This is a genomic window from Micromonospora sp. AMSO1212t (assembly GCF_008868145.1).
GTDB lineage: Bacteria > Actinomycetota > Actinomycetes > Mycobacteriales > Micromonosporaceae > Micromonospora > Micromonospora tulbaghiae.
The window spans coordinates 1-17409 of record NZ_WBKS01000029.1; the positions used below are offsets into that span (position 1 = coordinate 1).

General features: G+C 74.0%; 21 protein-coding genes. 11 read left to right on the forward strand and 10 right to left on the reverse strand.

Annotation, left to right across the window (positions count from 1 at the left end; translation table 11 throughout):
• Positions 1–356: 356 nt before the first annotated feature.
• The 4 genes from F8279_RS10590 to F8279_RS10605 form a co-directional block, all read right to left on the reverse strand.
• Positions 357–1106, reverse strand: coding sequence for a ZIP family metal transporter (locus F8279_RS10590; RefSeq protein ID WP_091414281.1), 750 nt, complete (start codon positions 1104–1106; stop codon positions 357–359).
• A gap of 39 nt (positions 1107–1145) precedes the next feature.
• Complete coding sequence (gene eis / locus F8279_RS10595; protein ID WP_151499812.1) at positions 1146–2345, reverse strand: enhanced intracellular survival protein Eis; 1200 nt, start codon at positions 2343–2345, stop codon at positions 1146–1148.
• A gap of 52 nt (positions 2346–2397) precedes the next feature.
• Positions 2398–3117, reverse strand: coding sequence for a PP2C family serine/threonine-protein phosphatase (locus tag F8279_RS10600; protein WP_091414285.1), 720 nt, complete (start codon positions 3115–3117; stop codon positions 2398–2400).
• Between the two features lie 93 nt (positions 3118–3210).
• On the reverse strand, positions 3211–3774 hold the full coding sequence (locus F8279_RS10605) for a helix-turn-helix domain-containing protein (RefSeq protein WP_151499813.1): 564 nt from the start codon (positions 3772–3774) through the stop codon (positions 3211–3213).
• 57 nt (positions 3775–3831) lie between these two features.
• Here F8279_RS10605 and F8279_RS10610 point away from each other — a divergent pair, with 57 nt between their 5' ends.
• Positions 3832–5034: a benzoate/H(+) symporter BenE family transporter gene (locus tag F8279_RS10610; RefSeq protein ID WP_151499814.1), complete on the forward strand. Its 1203-nt coding sequence runs from the start codon at positions 3832–3834 to the stop codon at positions 5032–5034.
• A gap of 4 nt (positions 5035–5038) precedes the next feature.
• On the opposite strand, the gene F8279_RS10615 is transcribed toward F8279_RS10610, so the two are convergent.
• From F8279_RS10615 to F8279_RS10630, 4 genes are all read right to left on the reverse strand, one after another.
• Complete coding sequence (locus F8279_RS10615) at positions 5039–5404, reverse strand: hypothetical protein (RefSeq protein ID WP_151499815.1); 366 nt, start codon at positions 5402–5404, stop codon at positions 5039–5041.
• A 29-nt stretch (positions 5405–5433) separates the two neighbouring features.
• Complete coding sequence (locus F8279_RS10620) at positions 5434–5682, reverse strand: hypothetical protein (protein ID WP_091414293.1); 249 nt, start codon at positions 5680–5682, stop codon at positions 5434–5436.
• Between the two features lie 77 nt (positions 5683–5759).
• Positions 5760–6230 (reverse strand): large conductance mechanosensitive channel protein MscL, encoded by a 471-nt coding sequence (gene mscL, locus F8279_RS10625; protein WP_091414295.1) that lies wholly within the window; start codon positions 6228–6230, stop codon positions 5760–5762.
• Positions 6231–6270: 40 nt separating this feature from the next.
• Positions 6271–6954: a FadR/GntR family transcriptional regulator gene (locus tag F8279_RS10630; protein ID WP_151499816.1), complete on the reverse strand. Its 684-nt coding sequence runs from the start codon at positions 6952–6954 to the stop codon at positions 6271–6273.
• A gap of 163 nt (positions 6955–7117) precedes the next feature.
• Here F8279_RS10630 and F8279_RS10635 point away from each other — a divergent pair, with 163 nt between their 5' ends.
• On the forward strand, positions 7118–8272 hold the full coding sequence (locus tag F8279_RS10635) for an MFS transporter (protein ID WP_192580674.1): 1155 nt from the start codon (positions 7118–7120) through the stop codon (positions 8270–8272).
• A gap of 10 nt (positions 8273–8282) precedes the next feature.
• Here F8279_RS10635 and F8279_RS10640 read toward each other — a convergent pair whose 3' ends face one another.
• Entirely contained in the window at positions 8283–8639 is a 357-nt protein-coding gene (locus F8279_RS10640; RefSeq protein WP_091414301.1) for an STAS domain-containing protein, read from the reverse strand.
• A gap of 161 nt (positions 8640–8800) precedes the next feature.
• Between F8279_RS10640 and F8279_RS10645 the strand changes: the two genes are divergently transcribed.
• The 9 genes from F8279_RS10645 (at position 8801) to F8279_RS10685 (ending at position 17255) form a co-directional block, all read left to right on the forward strand.
• Positions 8801–9661 carry an STAS domain-containing protein gene (locus tag F8279_RS10645; RefSeq protein WP_151499818.1) on the forward strand — a complete coding sequence of 287 codons (861 nt, stop codon included), beginning with the start codon at positions 8801–8803 and terminating at the stop codon, positions 9659–9661.
• Positions 9661–10071 carry an STAS domain-containing protein gene (locus tag F8279_RS10650; RefSeq protein WP_151499819.1) on the forward strand — a complete coding sequence of 137 codons (411 nt, stop codon included), beginning with the start codon at positions 9661–9663 and terminating at the stop codon, positions 10069–10071. The genes F8279_RS10645 and F8279_RS10650 overlap by 1 nt, the downstream gene beginning before the upstream one ends.
• Positions 10068–10487, forward strand: a complete 420-nt coding sequence (locus tag F8279_RS10655; RefSeq protein ID WP_151499820.1) for an ATP-binding protein — start codon at positions 10068–10070, stop codon at positions 10485–10487. The genes F8279_RS10650 and F8279_RS10655 overlap by 4 nt, the downstream gene beginning before the upstream one ends.
• Positions 10484–11497, forward strand: a complete 1014-nt coding sequence (locus F8279_RS10660; protein ID WP_151499842.1) for a SpoIIE family protein phosphatase — start codon at positions 10484–10486, stop codon at positions 11495–11497. The genes F8279_RS10655 and F8279_RS10660 overlap by 4 nt, the downstream gene beginning before the upstream one ends.
• Positions 11494–12840, forward strand: a complete 1347-nt coding sequence (locus tag F8279_RS10665) for a sensor histidine kinase (protein WP_151499821.1) — start codon at positions 11494–11496, stop codon at positions 12838–12840. Before F8279_RS10660 ends, F8279_RS10665 begins: the two co-directional genes overlap by 4 nt.
• 2 nt (positions 12841–12842) lie before the next feature.
• A complete protein-coding gene (locus F8279_RS10670) occupies positions 12843–14381 on the forward strand; it encodes a SpoIIE family protein phosphatase (RefSeq protein WP_151499822.1) in 1539 nt (512 codons plus the stop codon).
• Positions 14382–14512: 131 nt separating this feature from the next.
• The gene (locus F8279_RS10675; RefSeq protein WP_151499823.1) at positions 14513–15049 is read left to right on the forward strand and encodes a PadR family transcriptional regulator; all 537 of its coding nucleotides are present in this window, start codon (positions 14513–14515) and stop codon (positions 15047–15049) included.
• Entirely contained in the window at positions 15046–15747 is a 702-nt protein-coding gene (locus tag F8279_RS10680) for an ABC transporter ATP-binding protein (RefSeq protein ID WP_151499824.1), read from the forward strand. Before F8279_RS10675 ends, F8279_RS10680 begins: the two co-directional genes overlap by 4 nt.
• Positions 15744–17255 carry an FtsX-like permease family protein gene (locus F8279_RS10685; RefSeq protein ID WP_151499825.1) on the forward strand — a complete coding sequence of 504 codons (1512 nt, stop codon included), beginning with the start codon at positions 15744–15746 and terminating at the stop codon, positions 17253–17255. Before F8279_RS10680 ends, F8279_RS10685 begins: the two co-directional genes overlap by 4 nt.
• Positions 17256–17259: 4 nt before the next feature.
• Here the strand turns inward: F8279_RS10685 and F8279_RS30260 are convergent, their stop codons facing one another.
• The gene (locus tag F8279_RS30260) at positions 17260–17403 is read right to left on the reverse strand and encodes a hypothetical protein (protein ID WP_192580673.1); all 144 of its coding nucleotides are present in this window, start codon (positions 17401–17403) and stop codon (positions 17260–17262) included.
• Positions 17404–17409: the final 6 nt, after the last annotated feature.

Genomic DNA, 17409 nt, shown 5'->3' on the forward strand with positions numbered 1-17409 from the left:
GGCACGCCCGCTCGGGGTGGGCGACGGCGCGGCTGCCGCACTGGTCGACGAGCCGGCGTCGGCGGCGGGCGCGGGGGCGGGATCGTCGCCGCAGGCGGGCAGCGTCGCCGTCGCCAGGGCGAGGACGAGCAGTGTGACAGCCGACTTCACGCGCACCGCCCGATGCTAGGAGGACCGGCCGCCCCGGCACGACTCCACAGGCGATCCTTAACCCACCGCTAAGCCGCAGCCGCAGCCGCAGCCGCAGCCGCAGCCGCAGCCGCAGCCAGCACCGGCACCGGCACCGGCACCGGAGCCGCAGCCGGAGTCGGCGGCCGCGCGGCGGCAGGCAGCACCCTCGGCACCGCGTGCGACGGTCAGGCGTGCGAGAGCGCGAACGCGACCAGGAAACCGAGGACGGTGATCAGCCCGACGAGCAGGTGCGCGTCCGCGAACGCCTCTGGGACCATGGTGTCGGTGATCATCGCCAGGATCGCGCCGGCGGCGAGCGCGGTGATCGTCGCCAGCACCTCGGGCGGCGCGCCGCCGAGCAGCGTGTACCCGGCCAGCGACGCCGCCCCGGAGATCAACGCGATGGCCGTCCACAGCCCGAACACGTAGCGCCGGGTACGCCCGGCCTGCCGCATCCCGGCCGCGCTGGAGAGCCCTTCCGGCACGTTGCTGAGGAACACCGCGATGACAGTGACCAGGCTGACCGGGCCGCCGGCCAGCAGGCTCGCGCCGATCACCACCGATTCGGGTACGCCGTCGAGCAGCGCGCCGACAGCGATGGCCGAACCGGAGCCGGGCTGTTCCCGCTCGGAGGGCTGCTCGTCGCCGGAACGTTTGCGGTGCCGCGCGCCGTGCCGGGCCAGCAGCACGTTCGCCCCGGTGTACAGCAGCGCGCCGGCCGCCGCGCCGATCGCCACCGGCAGCAGACCGCCCTGCTCGTGCGCTTCGTCGATCAGCTCGAACGAGACGGCGGACAGCAGCACGCCCGCCCCGAACGCCATCACCGAGGCGGTCACCCGGCGCGGTACGCGCGCGAAGAACCCGACGGCCGCCCCGATCAGGAGGGCCGACCCGGCGAGCAGGCCCCAGAATCCCGCTTCCAGCCACTCCGGCACGCGCTGGACCCTACCCCCGGATCCGCGCCGCCAACCGGGTCAGAAGTCGGCGAACAGGTGCGGCAACTCGCGGGGGAACAGGCGGCGCAGCTCACCGGCCGCGTCCACCGGCACCTCACCCAGCCCGCGTACGACCACCTCGGCCGGGTCGAGCACGCCGTACGCCAGGGCGGACAGCCCGGCGGCGGTGAGCCGCGCGACCGGAACGCTGCCCTCGGCGGCGGTCTGCGCGGGCAGCACCGCGAGCTTGCCGGTGGTGCCGTCGAGCAGGTGGCGACCGGCGAGCCAGCGGTCACCGACCAGCTCGATGAGCACCCGGCCGACCCCGACCGGCTGCTCGGCCAACGCGTCCAGGCTGAGCAGCCGGGCCATCGGCGCGGTCGGGTCGGGCCGGGCCACCCGCGCCTCCACCTGCACGTCGAGGTCGGTGAGCCACAGCTCGGGCAGTTCGTCGGGGGTCACCTGGACGCTGATCCGGGCCACCTGGTCGACGTGCCGGGCGAGGAACTGGAGCACCGACGCGCGGGCGTACGCGTCGTCGACCAGCAGGTCGTCGACGAACAGCGTGCCGGCGTGGTCGTCGATGCGGTAGGTCACCGCGCCGACCGTCTCGCCGCCGCGCACCACGCTGACCAGCCAGCGGTCGTCCCGGTCGCGCAGCCCGACCGCCCGGAAGTCGGGGAAGACCGCGAAGCCGTGGCGCTCGCGCAGGCACCGCTCGGTGTACGCGCGCCACCGCGCGTACCCAGCGCCGATCCGCTCCCAGGCCAGCTCGTCCGGCAGCTCGGCCCGCAGCAGCGGCGCCAGGTCCGCCGGGTTGAAGATCGCGGTACGCCGCCGGGGCAGCCCGATGTAGCCGAAGCGCTCGTAGAACGAGGCGCGGAACGGGTGCAGCGCGGTGAGCTGGTGCCCCTCGTCGCGCATGCCGTCGAGGAGCTGCTGCATCAGCGTCCGGACGTGGCCGCGCCGGCGGGCCAGCGGATGGGTGGCCACGCCCGCGACACCGGCCATCGGCAGCACCGCTCCGCGCAGGTTCTGCCGCATGGGGATCGCCGAGGCCGCCGCCGCGGTGATCCCGTCCTCCTCGGCCACGAGCGTCGTGTTCCCCGCGTTGTACGGCAGGTAGGCGCGGAACTGGTCGGTCCGGGGGGCCGCCATCGGCGAGGCCTCGAAGGCGTACGCCTGGAGCGGGAAGCTGGTGGTCAGCCGTTCATCGGCGGCCAGCCGGCGGATGTGCATCCGTTCATCCCAACCGCACCGGGCGCGGTCCGCAACCGGAAAGGACGCCCGCTCACGCCTCGGTGACGTCCGAGATGACCACTGTCACGTTGTCCGGCGCGCCGGCCTGGTGGGCCAGTTTCACCAGTTGCTCGCCGCACTGCTGGCGGTCGCCGTAGGTGGCGAGCGCCGCCGCGATGGCGGCGTCCTCCACGTAGTCGGAGAGGCCGTCGCTGCACAGCAGCAACCGGTCGCCGGCGAAGACGGTGAGCGCCCCGACGGCGGGTGGCGCGTCGGAGCCCTGCACCGCGCGGGTGACGAGCGAGCGCTGCGGGTGGTGCCGGGCCTGGTCGCGGGAGAGCGCGCCCTGGTCGACGAGCGCCTGCACGAACGTGTCGTCGCGGGTGAGCTGGGTCAGCTCGTGGTCGCGCAGCAGGTAGCAGCGGGAGTCGCCGACCTGGGCCAGGACCAGGGTGTCGCCGGCGAGCAGGGCGGTGGTGAGCGTCGTGCCCATGCCGTCGCGGGCCGGGTCCACCGTGATGGCCGCGCGGATGCGCTGGTTCGCGGTGCTCACGACGGCGCGCAGCGCGTCGGCCGCCTCGTCGGCGCCGGTGGGCGGCGTCAGCTCGTCGAGGATCCGGATGACGATCTCGCTGGCCACCTCGCCGGCGGGGAGCCCGCCCATGCCGTCGGCCACCGCCACGAGGCGGTCACCGGCGAGGGCGGAGTCCTCGTTGTTGGTCCGGACGAGGCCGACGTCGTTGAGGATGGCCGAGCGGAGGATGAGCGTCATGAGGACAAGCTTGCCAAGAAGAACGGCTCCGCGTCTGCACGCGCTGGCGGGTCTGCTGAAAGAAATGTCATCAGCTTGCATCCTGGGTATGCGTCAACTGTCCAGTGTGGATGGACGAGGATAGCGCAGCAGGAGGCTCGCGTGGACCTCCTCCTCGCCCACGGCCGCGTAGGTGTGCGGCACGTCGGAGGTCCACCGCAGGTAGCCCCCCGGGCCGGCGGTCAGCGGGGCGTCGGCCGGGCCGGCGCGGAGTACGCCGGAGAAGACCGTCACGTGTTCGGTCACGCCGCCGGAGTGGGCGGGGGAGAGCTGCGCCGGGCCCGGACCGACCCACATCCGGTACAGCTCGTAGGTCGCCTCCCGGTCACCGAACACCTCCAGCAGGGTGGCCCCGACCGCGGCCCCGCGTACGGTCGGCGCCTCGCCGGGGGCGGAGAGCACGGCGGTCAGCGGTACGCCGAGCTGCGCGGTGATCGCGTACAGGGTCTCCAGCCGGGGGTTGCGCACACCGTTCTCCAGGCCGGAGAGCGTGGCCTTGCCGACGCCTGCGAGGCGGGCCAGTTCGGACAGGGAGAGGCCCCGCTCGGTGCGGAGCGAGCGGATGCGCCGGCCGACCTCCCGGGCGCCCCGGTCATCGGCTGGTGCGGCGGCTGTCATGGGGCTATGGTGCTACACCGTGCCGTTCCGTAAACGGAACGGTCGGAGGAGGAGGGCATGGGCGGTCGGCTCCAACCCGTTCTGGCCGGCGTGGTGACCGCCCTGGTCGGCTTCGCCAGCTCGTTCACAGTCGTCCTGGCCGGGCTGCGCGCGGTCGGCGCCGAACCGGACCAGGCCGCCTCCGGCCTGCTCGCGCTCTGCGTCGCCAGCGGCGCCTGCGCGGTCTGGCTCGGCCTGCGGCACCGGCTGCCGCTCGCCATCGCCTGGTCCACGCCGGGCGCGGCGCTGCTCGTGGCCACCGGGCCGGTCCCCGGCGGCTGGCCTGCCGCGGTCGGCGCCTTCCTGCTCACCGGGCTGCTGATCGTCGCGGCCGGGCTGATCCCCGCACTCGGTCGCGCGGTCGCCGCGATCCCCGCCCCGATCGCCTCCGCCATGCTCGCCGGGGTGCTGCTGCCGCTGTGTACGGCGCCGGTACGCGCCCTGGTCGAGGTGCCCCGGCTGGCCGGGCCGGTGGTGCTGGTCTGGCTGCTGCTGCACCGGTTCGCCCGCCGCTGGGCGGTGCCGGGCGCGCTCGCCGTCGCAGTGGTCGTGATCGCGCTGACCACGTCCGGGCCCGCCCGGCTGGACGCCGCGCCGGTCGTCGCGTTCACCGCGCCGGCCTGGACGCTGCCCGCCGTCGTCGGGCTCGCGCTGCCGCTGTTCCTGGTCACCATGGCAGCGCAGAACGTGCCCGGCACCGCGGTGCTCGCCGGGTACGGCTACCGGGCCCCACTGGGCTCGGCGCTGCGGGTGACCGGGCTCGCCACCACCCTCGGCGCACCGGCGGGCGCGCACGCGGTGAACCTCGCCGCGATCACCGCCGCGCTCGCCGCCGGCCCGGACGCCCACCCGGACCCGGAACGGCGCTGGATCGCCTCGGTCACCGCCGGGATCGGCCTGGCCCTGCTCGGCCTGGGCGCCGGTGTGGCCACCGCCCTGGTGCTGCTCTCCCCGCCGGTGCTGGTCGAGGCCGTCGCCGGGCTCGCCCTGCTCGGCGCGCTCGCCGGCGCGGTCACGGCAGCGGTCGCCCAGCCGGACGCGCGGGAGGCGGCCGTGGTGACGTTCGTGGTCACCGCCTCCGGGGTGAGCCTGCTCGGGGTGGGCGGCGCGTTCTGGGGGCTGGTCGCGGGCTGGCTGATGCTGCTGCTGTTCCGCCGCCGGGCCGCACCCGCGCCGGTCGAGCCGGATCCCGTCCCGTCCGTTCCCGCCCGGACCGGATGACCCGTCACTCCTCGGCGGGAAGCTCCGCGGCCGGGACGGTGAGGCGTACCGCGCCGTCGTTCACCGCGGCGATCCGGTCGGCGAGCACGTAGACCGCGCCGGTGCGGACCAGTTCGCTGGAGACCTTGAGGTAGCCGTCGCGCAGCAGCCGGGCGGCCAGGTCGGCCGGTACGTCCGGCTCCTCGGCCGCGGCCGACTCGATCAGCTCGTCCAGGCTGCTGCCCGGGTCGACCGGGGCGGGCGCCTGCACGGTCACCGCGGCCGGGTCGCCGCGCTGCACGAGATCGACTGTGCCCACCTCGACGCCTGCGGAGTCGACCACCCGCATGCCGGTGGTGACCCGGGAGACGGTGTCCTGCTGCTGGCTCATGCAGCAGCGGTTCCCGGGCCACGCGGGCGCTAAACGGTGGGGGCCCAGCCGCCCGGCGGCCGGGGGGACAGCTCGCGCCAGGTGTCGGTGCCGTCCAGCAGCGCCCGGACCGTATCCTCGGCCTCCTCGACGCTGGCGTGCTCGTAGAACCGGGAGACCCCTTCGGCGCCGCCGGCCCGCTGCTCCACGTGCCAGCGGTCGCCGTCGACCCGGAGGAAGACGTCACGCCGGGCGAGCCGTCCCCATTTCCCGTTCCACCAGTGCCTGCGCTGCTCCATGCCCGGACTCTATCGAACATGTGTTCGATACACGTCGGCCCCCGCGAGATTGCCGCGGGGGCCGATCGGTTATGGCGTCAGCGCGGCGCGGGCGGCTCCTGCCGGCGGCCGAGTACGTCGTCCAGGGCGCTGCGCTGGCCCGGCGTGCCGTGGTTGCCGGCGAGCAGCGCGTCCCGGATCTCGGTGAGCAGCTTGACCTCCTCGCTCGGGGCGGAGGGTGGCGGCTCCTCGCCGCGCTTGCGCCGCTCGGCGAGCCGGTTCATGGGGTAGACGACCAGGAAGTACAGCGCCGCCGCGGTGAGCGCGAACGTGATCGCCGCGTTGACGAACGCCACCCAGTCGAAGTCGACGCCGCGGAAGGACGGTGTCGAGCCGCCGATCCCGTCCTTGCTGCCGGTGATCAACACGATGACCACGCGTACCAGCGGTTCCAGGAACGACTTGGTGAGCTGGGTCACCACGCCTGTGAAAGCCGCGCCGATGACGACACCGACCGCCAGGTCGACGACGTTGCCGCGCATGATGAAGTCTTTGAAGCCCTTGAGCATCCGTACTCCCGTGCCCTGATGAGTCTGCGTCGGGGACAACCTATGCCCCGGCGGGCCCTTCGAGAAAAGCGCCGGCCTCGATCGCCGCCCGCTGCGGGTCGCCGGCCCGGATCGCCTCGACCAACCGGCCGTGGTCCACGTACCGCTCGGGGGTCAGTGTCTCGCCCATCGCCTGGGCCACGGTGCTGCGCAGCGCGGCGCCGACCGAGGCGTACAGCTCGGCGAGCATGGCGTTGTGCGCGGCCGCCACCACGACCGTGTGCAGCGCGGCGTCCGCCTCGACGAACTCGTCCACCCGGCCGGATCGCCACGCGGCCTCGCGGACCGCGAGCGCGCCGTCGAGCGCCGCCAGGTCCTCGGGGGTACGCCTCAGCGCGGCGAGCCGGGCGGCCTCCACCTCGAACGCGCGCCGGACCTCGATCACCTCGGTCATCCGGTCGTCGGTGAGCCGGCGGGCCACCACCGGCGCCAGCTCGTCGGTCGACACCACGTAGGTGCCGGAGCCCTGCCGGCACTCCAGCACCCCGGCGTGCACGAGCGCCCGGACCGCCTCGCGGACCGTGTTGCGCCCCACGCCGAGGGCGGCGACCAGCTGCGGCTCGGTGGGGATGCGCCCGCCCACCGGCCACTCGCCGCCGAGGATGCGCTCCCGCAGCTGTTCGATGGTCTGGCGGACCCGGTGACCGCGCGGCGGCACGGCGACGGAATCCACGGCGGGTGTCACGGGTTACACCTCGTGCCGAAATTCATCCCATGATTGTAGGTTCGAGGTCATGACTCCGCCACCTGCGCCCGCCGCGACCGTCCCCGCCCCGGGCGTCGCATCCGCGGGCACTCCCACCCCGGCGCCGCGCGCGGTGCGGGGTGGCCTGCTCGTCCTGGCCGGGATGCTGCTGGTCGCGCTGAACCTGCGGGCGGCGGTGACCAGCCTCGGCGCGCTGCTCGACGAGATCCGGGTCGGGCTGGGGCTGTCCGGCGCGATGGCCGGCCTGGTCACCACGCTGCCCACCATCGCGTTCGCCGGGCTGGGCGCGCTCACCCCGTGGCTGGTCCGCCGCTGGGCCGCGCCGCGGGTGCTGGTGCTGGCCATGCTGGCGCTCACCGTCGGGCAGGTGCTGCGCGCGGTCACCGGCTCGGCGGCGATCTTCGTGCTCACCAGCGCGCTCGCGCTCGCCGGCATCGCGGTGGCGAACATCCTGCTGCCGATGCTCGTCAAGCAGCACTTCCCGCACCGCACCGGACTGGTCACCGGGGCGTACACGATGGCCCTGACGGTGGGCACGACGGTGGCCGCCGCGGCCGCCGTGCCGGTGGCGCACGCGTTCGGCTCCTGGCGGGCCGGGCTCGGCATCTGGGCCGGGCTGGCCGCGCTGGCCGTACTCCCGTGGGTGCCGCTGGCGCTGCGGGCCCGCGCCGCGCGACGAGCCGCGCCCCCGGCGGTGGCGGTCGCCGCCCCGGCGCGGGTGCGGCCGGGCCGGACCCGGCTCGGCTGGGCCATGGCGGTCTACTTCGGGGCACAGTCGCTCAGCGGGTACGCGATCATGGGCTGGCTGGCGCAGCTCTTCCGGGACGCCGGATACCGGCCGGAGGCGGCCGGGCTGCTGCTCGCCGGCGTGACCGCGCTCGGGGTGCCGGTGGCGCTGATGATGCCGGCGCTGGCCGGCCGGCTGGCCACGCTCCGACCACTGGTGCTGTCACTCACCGTGTTCTCCGCTGCCGCGTACACCGGTCTGGCGCTGGCCCCGCGCGGCCTGGCGCCGCTGTGGGTGCTGCTGCTGGCGCTCGGCCAGGGCGCGTTCCCGCTCATCCTGACCACGATCGGGCTGCGCGCCCGGACCGCCGAGGGCACCGTGGCGTTGTCCGCGTTCGCGCAGAGCACCGGGTACGTGATCGCGGCGCTCGGGCCGCTGCTGGTGGGCATCCTCTACGAGGCGACCGGTGGCTGGACCGCACCGATCGGCTTCCTGCTGGTGGCGCTGGCCGTGCAGACGGCCGCGGGCATGGTGATCGCCCGTCCCCGCTACATCGAGGACGAGCGCTGAGCGGGACCGGTCAGGAGGAGGCCGGGGTGGGGTCGCCCGCGACGGCCTGCTCCACGGTCGGGTACGTGTGCAGCACCTCGACCAGTCCGCTGACCTCGAGGATGCGCAGCACGCCGCGCTGCGGGGCGGCCAGCCGGACGACGCCGCCGGCCTCGTCGCAGTTGTTCTTCGCCCGGACGAACACGGACAGGCCGGTGGAGTCGCAGAACGACACCTCGGCCAGGTCGAAGACCAGGCGGTTGCGCCCCTTGTCCAGCAGATCCGTGATCTGGTCCTGCAGTTGCGGTGCCGTGGCCATGTCCAGCTCGCCCGCGACCGACACGACGACCACGTCGCCGCGCTGTTCCGTGTGCACCGTCAAGGACATTCGTCGACCTCCTGTGTTCGGTGGAAACGGTATCCCACGTCGGGCCCGCCGCGCAGAACGGGAGCGGTCACAGGTGCGGGCGATCATTTCTTTGCTCCGCGACAAGTAGTCCGCCAGCCTCCGGTGATAGAGTCCGCCCGTCCAAATCAGGGAGGTCAACCATGGCGTTGAGCGCCGAACAGGGTGGTCGGCTCGCCCACCTGCTCACTGAGCACGCGGAGCGGTTGACCAGTCGCTGGACCGAGATCGTCGCCGGTTCGCTGCGCGGTCGTCTGAGCCGGGCCGAGCTGGCCCGCCAGGTGCAGGAGTTGCACCGCGCGCTGATCGACGCCGGCCGGCAGGGTGTCTCCGACCTGGCCGGCGAGCACGGCGGTGAGCTGCGCGCGGTGCTGTCCGAGCTGTCCACCAACCGGGCCCGGCAAGGGTTCTCCGCGACCGAGACCGCGATCAGCGTGTTCGCGTTGAAGGACTCGCTGCTGGAGCTGATGGAGGACGAGAAGGGCGACAACACCCTTCGTGACTTCGTCGCCTACTCCGCGCTCATCGACCAGATGGGCCTGTTCACCTTCGAGACGTTCGTCCGGGCTCGCGAGAGCCTGATCGCCGACCAGGCGGAGCAGTTGCTGGAGCTCTCCACCCCGGTGGTCAAGCTCTGGGAGGGCGTGGTCGCCGTCCCGCTGGTCGGGACGCTGGACTCGGCCCGTGCCCAGGTCGTGATGGAGCGGCTGCTCCAGACCCTGGTCGACACCGGGTCGCCGTACGCGATCATCGACATCACCGGCGTGCCGGCGGTGGACACGCAGGTCGCGCAGCACATCCTCAAGACCGTGGTGGCTGCCCGGCTGATGGGTGCCGACTGCATCATCTCCGGCATCCGCCCGCAGATCGCCCAGACGATCGTGGCCCTCGGCATCGAGTTCGGCGACATCGCCACCAAGGCGAGCCTCGCCGACGCGCTGCGCCACGTGCTGCGCATGACCGGGGTCGAGACCCCCGCTCGCCGCCCGCGCCGGGAGTCCTGATGGAACGGGTACCGATCCTCAAGATCGGCGACATCCTGCTGGTCTCCATCCAGGTCGACATGTCCGACCAGACGGCGATCCAGTTGCAGGAGGACCTGGCCGAGCGGATCGTCGCCACCGGCTGCCACGGCGTGATCATCGACATCACGGCGCTGGACATCGTCGACTCGTTCGTCGGCCGGATGCTCTCCACCATCGCGTCCATCTCCAAGGTGCTGGACGCCGAGACGGTGGTGGTCGGCATGCGTCCGGCCGTCGCCATCACGCTCGTCGAGCTGGGGCTGTCGCTCAACGGCATCCGTACCGCGCTGAACGTCGAGCGCGGCATGGAGCTGATCGCCGCGAGCCGCGCCGACGACTGGGACGAGGCGGCCGACGACGAGGGCACCGAGACGACGGCGACGGCATGACCACGGGCGTCGACCTGGGCGTGCCGTCGACGCAGGCGATCCGCAGCGACGAGGACGTGGTGCGGGTCCGGCAGTTGGTGCGTACCACCGCCGTCGCGGTCCGGCTCTCCCTGGTCGACCAGACGAAGCTGGTGACCGCCGCCAGCGAGCTGGCCCGCAACACCCTGATCTACGGCGGTGGGGGCAGCGCCGAGGTGAGCACCGTCTCCGACGGCCGGCGCCGCGGCGTGCGGATCGTCTTCGCCGACGAGGGACCGGGCATCCCCGACCTCGACCTGGCGCTGACCGACGGCTACACCACCGGGGGCGGGCTTGGCCTGGGACTGAGCGGCGCCCGCCGGCTCGTCGACGACTTCGACATCCGGACGGCTGTCGGCGAGGGGACGCGGATCACCGTCACCAAGTGGTCCCGATGATCGGCGACGTGGTCCCCGACCACGGGATGTGGTTCCGGGTCGACAACGGCGCGACCGCCGGCGGCGTACGCCGGGCGGCCGAGCGTCTGGGCCGGCAGCTCGAACTGAGCACGGAACGCGTCGCGGACCTGGCCATCGTCACCGCCGAGGTCACCAGCAACCTGGTCAAGCACGCCCGCGAGGGCGCGCTCCTGCTGCGCCCGGCGCGCCGGGCCGGGCGGGCCGGGGTGGAACTGGTGGCCATCGACTCGGGCCCCGGCATGGCCGACCTCACGCTCTCGGCGGTCGACGGCCACTCCACGGCCGGCACGCTCGGCATCGGCCTCGGCGCGATCGTCCGGCAGGCGAGCCGGTTCGACGGCTACTCGACGCCGGCCCGGGGCACGGTCCTGGCCGTCCAGGTCTGGGACGGGGCGCTGCCGGAGCCGGACTGGGCCGCCGGGCTGACCCGGCCGATCACCGGCGAGCAGAGCAGCGGCGACGGGTACGCGGTCCGCGAGGTCGACGGTCGCCGGCAGGTGCTGGTCTCCGACGGTCTCGGCCACGGGCCGCTCGCCGCCGCCGCGACCGGGGCCGCCGTGTCCGCGTTCCGCTCGGCGCCGGACGGGCCGCCGGACGTGGTGGTGCGGCACCTGCACGCCGCCATCTCGCACACCCGGGGCGCCGCGCTCGCGGTGGCCGAGCCGGATCCCGCCGCCGGGCTGCTCCGCTACGCCGGCCTGGGCAACATCGCCGCGATGATCGTCGCGCCGGGCGAGCGGCGGCGCGGGCTGGTCTCGCTGCCGGGCATCGCCGGGCACCAGCGTCCGACGATCCGCGGGTACGACTACCCCTTCTCGCGCGACGCGACCCTGGTCATGCACAGTGACGGGGTGGTGGATCGCTGGGACCTGGACGACTATCCCGGGCTGGCCGGGCGCAACCCGTTGCTGGCCGCCGCGACGCTGCTGCGTGACGCCGGCACCCGCCGCGACGACGCCTGCGTCCTGGTGGCCCGGGAGGCGGCATGAGCGAGCCGCTCCTGCACCTCGCGCTCCGGGTCGAGCAGGACATCTTCCTGGTCCGGCAGCGTGGCCGCGAGGTGGCCGCGGCGGTCGGGCTGGAACACCAGGACCAGGTGCGGATCGCGACCGCGCTGAGCGAGGTGGCCCGGGAGCTGTTGCGCGGGGCCGACGGCGCGGACGTCACGTTCGCTCTCGACCGCGACGCCGTGGGCCGCAGGGTGCTCCAGGTGGACCTGTCACCGCTGCGTCCGTTGCCCGGCGGACGGTACGAGCCGCAGTCCGGCGCCGTCGCGCGTCTTGTGGACACGTTGCGGGTGGTGGCCGTCGAGGGCGATACCGTCGTGAGGATGTCCAGACGGGTGCCCGACCACGCCGAGGAGCTGACGCCGGAACGCGCCGGCCGGCTCCGGGCCGAGCTGGCCGAGCGCGCTCCGGGCTCCGCGCTGGACGAGTTGGCCGCGCAGAACTCCCAGCTCATCGCCGCTCTCGACGAGGTACGCAGCCAGCGCGACGAGTTGGAGGTGCTCAACTCCGAACTCCAGGAGACCAACCAGGGCGTGATGGCGCTCTACAACCAGCTCACCGAGGAGCTGGAGGAGACCAACCGCGGTGTGGTGGCGCTCTACGCCGAGCTGGAGGAGAAGTCCGCGCAACTGCGGGCGGCGAGCGAGTCGAAGAGCCGGTTCCTGGCCAACGTCAGCCATGAGCTGCGTGCGCCGGTCACCGCGATCATCGGCCTGGCCCGGCTGCTTGCCGACTCCGCCTCCGACCCGCTCACCGGCGAGCAGGCCCGCCAGGTTGGGCTGATCCGGTCCTCGGCGGGTGACCTGCTGGGGCTGGTCAACGAGCTGCTCGACCTGGCCAAGGCGGAGTCGGGCCGGATCGAGCCGGACTGGTCCGAGGTAGACCTGCGCGCGGTGTTCGGGCAGCTGCGCGGCACGCTGCGGGCACTCACCACGCGCTCCGAGGTGGAGCTGGTGGTCGAGGAGCCGCCGGCCCCGGCGACGCTCCGCTCGGACGAGGTGCTGCTCGCCCAGGTGCTGCGCAACCTGCTGCACAACGGCCTGAAGTTCACCGAGCGCGGCGAGGTACGCCTGCGCGCCGAGCGCCGCGGCGAGCGGTGGACGCTCTCGGTCACCGACACCGGCGTCGGCATCCCGCCCGAACTGCACGAGCGGATCTTCGAGGAGTTCTACCAGGTGCCGGGCACGACGCGGGTCGGTGGCACCGGACTCGGCCTGCCGTACGCGCGCCGGCTGGTCACGCTGCTCGGCGGGACGCTGGAGCTGACAAGCGAAACCGGCCGGGGCAGCAAATTCACCGTGGTCCTCCCCGCGGGCGGAGCGTGACGGTGGACAGCGGGGCGGTGACCGTGCTTGTGGTCGACGACAGCGGCCCCAAGCGATACCTGCTGGTCAACTGGCTGACCCGGGCCGGCTTCGTCACGGTCGAGGCCGAGAACGGCACGGCGGCGCTGGACCGGGTGGCCCGGGAGCACGTCGATCTCGTGGTGCTCGACGTGCGGCTGCCCGACATGAGCGGCTTCGAGGTGTGCGAGCGGATCAAGGAGGAGTACCCGTACATCCCGGTCATCCACGTCTCCGCGCACGCTGTCGACGTGGTCGACCGGGCGCAGGGTCTCACCCGGGGCGCGGACGCCTACCTGGCCGAGCCGATCGAACCGGAGGAACTGGTCGCCACCGCGCACGCGGTGTTGCGCTACTACCAGGCCCGGCTGCGTGCCGAGCAGCTCGCCGAGCGGCTCGCCGCGCTCGCCGACGCCACGGTGGAGATGCACGCGACGCCGAACTTCGTCCGGCTGCTGGAGGCGGCCGCGAGCGGCGCGGCGCGGATCTTCAAGGCCCCGGCGGCGGTGGTCGCGGAGACGTTCGACGGGGACTGCCTGGCCGGGGTGGCGGCGGACCCGCACACGCCGGCCACCATCGTGCCGTGGGTGGTGGACGACACCGGAGTGCCGATCGGCACCCGGGTACGCGTCGACGACCCGGGCAACTGGGCGGTGGCGGGCTGGCCGGACGGCGACACCGTGACGGTGGCCGCGTCCCGGCTGCGCGAGGACCGGGCCCCGCTCTACGTGGTGGTGCCGACCGCCACCCAGACCGTACGCACGCCGGTGCTGGTGCAGCTCGCCCAGGCGGTCGCCTCGGCGGTGGAGGCGCAGCGGTCCTTCGACGAGGAGCACCGGATCGCGGTGACGTTGCAGCGCAGCCTGCTGCCGCAGCGGCTGCCCGACGTCGTCGGCCTGGACCTGGCCGTCCGGTACGAGCCGGCGAGCGCGCAGACCGAGGTGGGCGGCGACTTCTACGAGCTGGTGATGCTCGACGGGCACCTGCTGGTGGCGATCGGCGACGTGGCCGGGCACTCGTTGCACGCCGCCACCGTGATGGCCGAGCTGCGGCATGCGGTGCGGGCGTACGCGGTGGAGGGCCATCAGCCCGCGGTGATCCTGGACCGGGTCAACGAGCTGATGCGAACCCTGCTGCCGAACGAGCTGGCCACCATCTGCGTACTGCTGCTCCACCCGCCGACCGGCCTGGTCCGGATGGCCAGCGCCGGGCATCTGCCCGCGTTGCTGAGCCGGGACGGGCGGGTCGAGTTCGTGACGCAGTCCGCGCCGTTGCTCGGCGTGCGCGCACCGCGCCCGCCGGACCTGGAGTTCGTGCTGCCCGCCGGGGCGACCCTCGTGCTCTACACCGACGGGCTGATCGAGCGGCGGGACGCCACGATCGACGACGGCATGGCGGCACTCGGCGTGGCCGCCACCCGGGTGGACGACGACCTGGACGATTTCTGCCGGCGGCTGCTCGTCGAGCTGGCGCCGCCGGAGATCCAGGACGACGTGGCGGTGGTGGCGGTCCGCCGCCGCTGAACCGCAGGGCGTCTTCCGTCGCGCTGCGCCACCTCCGCTGAGCGGGCGCCTGTGCGCGGCATCTCCGACCGAGCAGCTTGTTCACGCGGGCCGTCCTTGACACTGCTATTCACTCAGCGAATAGTAGGGGCGTGTCCACTTCGCACGTTCTGCTCGGACTGCTCGCCGCCGGCCCACGCCACGGCTACGAGCTGAAGCGCGCGCACGACGAGCGGCTGCCCCGCGCCCGTCCGCTCGCCTTCGGGCAGGTCTACGCGACGCTTGCCCGCCTGTGCCGCGACGGCCTCGTGGCCACGGCCGGCCAGACGCGCGAGGGCGGCCCGGACCGCACCTCGTACGCGCTCACCGACGACGGGCGGGCGGCGCTGGACCACTGGCTCGGCACCGTCGAGCCGCCGATGCCGTACGTGGCCGGCACGCTCTTCGCGAAGGTGGTGGTCGCGCTCCTGGTGGCCGACGTCGACCAGGCCCGCGCCTACCTGATCGCGCAGCGGCAGGCGCACACGCAACGGCTGCGCGAACTGACCGCGCTCAAGACGGCCCCCGGCGCCCGCCTCGACGAGGTGGTCGCCGCCGACTTCGCCATCGCCCACCTCGACGCCGATCTCCGGTGGCTGCACACCACCCTGGACCGGGTCGCCGACTGGCACCGGGAGGTGCGCTCGTGACGTTCCTGCAAGCGCGCGGAGTCGTCCGCGCATACGGTCACACACCCGCGCTGCGGGGTGTGACGCTCGACGTGGCCGAAGGCGAGATCCTCGCGGTCACCGGCCCGAGCGGCTGTGGCAAGTCCACGCTGCTGCACTGCCTCGCCGGCATCCTGCGTCCCGACGCCGGTCAGGTCACCTGGCGCGGGGAACGGATCGACACGTGGTCGGAGGCGGCCCGCTCGCGGCTGCGCCGTACCGAATTCGGGGTGCTGTTCCAGTTCGGTCAGCTCGTCGCCGAGCTGACCGCCGCGGAGAACGTCGCACTTCCGCTGTTGCTCGCCGGCACGGGGCGGCGAGCGGCACGGACCGCGGCGCTGGCCTGGCTGGACCGGCTCGGCGTGGCCGACGTCGCCGACGCCCGGCCCGGTGAGATGTCCGGCGGGCAGCAGCAACGCTGCGCGATGTCCCGGGCGCTCGTCACCGAACCACGGGTGATCTTCGCCGACGAGCCGACCGGCGCGCTCGACACGCTGGCCGGCGAGCAGGTGCTCACCCAACTGGTCCGGCTGGCCCGCGACCAGCGCACCACAGTCGTGCTGGTGACCCACGAGCCGCGCATCGCCGCGTACGCGGACCGGGAGGTGAGCCTGCGCGACGGCATGGTCGACCACACCGGGCTCGGGCTCGACCCGGCGCTGCCGGGCGGGTCACGGTGAGGCCGGGGACGCTGCTGCGACTCGTGCTGGCGGGCACCCGCACCGACATCGCACGGGTGGCGCTCACGGCGGTGAGCGCCGCGCTCGCGACGCTGGCCGGGCTGGCCGCGCTGACCGTGCTGTCGGTGGTCGAGCCGTCCGGCGACGAGGGGCTCAACTCCGACCAGTACACCAACGCCCTGCTGCGGGAACCCGGCCTGCGCCCCGGCGTCGCGTTCGCGTTGCTGCTGCTCTGCGTACCGGTGCTGGGGCTGGCCGGGCAGTGCGCCCGCCTCGGCGCGCCCGGCCGGGACCGGCGGCTGGCCGCGCTCCGGCTGGCCGGTGCCACCCCCGGGCAGGTCACCCGGGTCGCGGTCGCCGAAACCGGCGCGGCGAGCCTGATCGGCACCCTCGTCGGCCTGGCCGTCTTCCTGGCCGGGCGCGGCCTGCTGCACCGGCCCGACACGGACGGGCGGCTGCCGCTGCCCACCGACGTGCATCCGGCCCCGGTGGCGGTGGCCGCCGTCGTGCTCGGCCTGCCGCTGGCCGCCGCGCTGGTGAGCGCGTTGCTGCTGCGGCGGGTCGCCACCACCCCGTTCGGCGTCGTGCGCAGGGTCCGCACCCGGGCGCCCTGGCCGTGGCCGGGTGTGCTCATCCTCGCCGCGCTGGCGATGTTCGCCGCGATCCGCCCGCTCCTGCTCTGGTACGAACGGCGTGGCGCCGTGGCACCCGACTGGCAGGTGCCGACGTTGCTCGTCGTCGGCGGGCTGACCGCGATGATCGGCGTCGTCTCGGGTACCGGCTGGATCTCGTACCACACCGGGCGGCTGCTGCACCGGCACGGACGCGGCCCGGCCGCCCTGCTCGCCGCCCGTCGGCTGGCCGCCGACCCGTGGGCCGGCAGCCGCACCTTCGCCGCGTTGCTGGCCGCGCTGATCTTCGGCGCCGGTGCCGCGGCGCTGCGCGCCGACTTCCAGGCCCAGGCCGAGGTGACCCGCCGCACCGGCTCCGGACCGGCCGACCCGGACTTCTTCCTCGGCGCGATGGATCTGGTCGACCTCGCGGTCGGGGTGGCGATGGCGATCGCCGGCGGTGGGCTGCTCGTGGCTGTGGTCGAGGGGATCACCAGCCGGCGGCGGGCGTATGCGGCGCAGGTGGCGACCGGCGTGCCACGGGCCACCATCGGCCGGTCGCTGCTCTGGGCCGCGCTCGCCCCCGCCGTACCCGCGATCGGGCTCGCGTTGACGGTCGGCTACCTGCTGGTCCGGGGCGTCATGCCGGCACCGAGCAACGGTGGCTTCGCGCGAACCGTCTGCGACGCCGGTACGGAGCTGTGCGGCGATCCGGCCACCGCGGCCCGGTACACCCGTATTGAATGGGTGCCGAAGACGACCGTCCCGCCGGACGTACCGTGGGATCAGCTGGCCTGGCTCGCGGCGGGCGGGCTGGCGGCGGTGCTGTGCACGGTCGTGGCCGGCCTGCTGTTCCTGCGCGCGGCGACCTCGGTGGAGGAACTGCGCAGCACCTGACCGGTCAGCGGCCGAGCAGGCCGGCGGAACCGGCGACGGCCAGGCCGATCACCGTCGAACAACAGCAGACGACGAGTGCGGCGGCGACCACCACGAGGAGCAGCCAGGCCGGCGCACGTCGCGCCGCCGGCTGCTCCTCGTCGCCCATCTGATC